The organism is Streptomyces sp. AC550_RSS872 (assembly GCF_019049285.1).
Lineage (GTDB): Bacteria > Actinomycetota > Actinomycetes > Streptomycetales > Streptomycetaceae > Streptomyces.
Genome location: NZ_JAGMUL010000123.1, coordinates 1 through 698 on the forward strand (window position 1 = coordinate 1; position 698 = coordinate 698).

Annotated in this window: 1 protein-coding gene; it reads left to right on the forward strand. The window is 71.2% G+C overall.

The genetic code is table 11. From position 1 onward, the window contains the following. On the forward strand, positions 1 to 698 hold a 698-nt coding region (gene glyA / locus KUM44_RS35040), incomplete at both ends, for a serine hydroxymethyltransferase (protein ID WP_374202107.1).

Consider the following 698-nt stretch of genomic DNA (forward strand, 5'->3'; position numbering starts at 1 on the left):
TGGACTTCGCCGAGTTCCGGCGGATCGCCGACGAGGTCGAGGCGTACCTGTGGGTCGACATGGCCCACTTCGCCGGTCTGGTCGCGGCGGGCCTGCACCCGAACCCGGTCGAGTACGCCGATGTCGTCACCTCCACCACCCACAAGACGCTGGGCGGCCCGCGCGGCGGCATCATCCTCGCGAAGAAGGACTTCGCGAAGAAGCTGAACTCGTCGGTCTTCCCGGGCTTCCAGGGCGGCCCCCTGGAGCATGTGATCGCGGCCAAGGCGGTCTCCTTCAAGGTCGCCGCGAGCGAGGAGTTCAAGGAGCGCCAGCGCCGTACGGTCGAGGGCGCGAGGATCCTCGCGGAGCGGCTGACGGCCGCCGACGCCCGCGAGGCCGGCGTCAATGTCCTGTCCGGTGGCACGGACGTGCACCTGATCCTGGTCGACCTGCGCGAGTCCGAGCTGGACGGCCAGCAGGCCGAGGACCGGCTCCACGAGGTCGGCATCACGGTCAACCGCAACGCCGTCCCCAACGACCCGCGCCCGCCGATGGTGACCTCGGGCCTGCGCATCGGCACGCCCGCCCTGGCCACCCGCGGCTTCACCGCCGAGGACTTCGCCGAGGTCGCGGACGTCATCGCCGAGACGCTCAAGGCGCCCTCTCCCTTCGGAGCGGCCGACGCGGACGCGCTCAAGACCCGGGTCAAGGCCCTG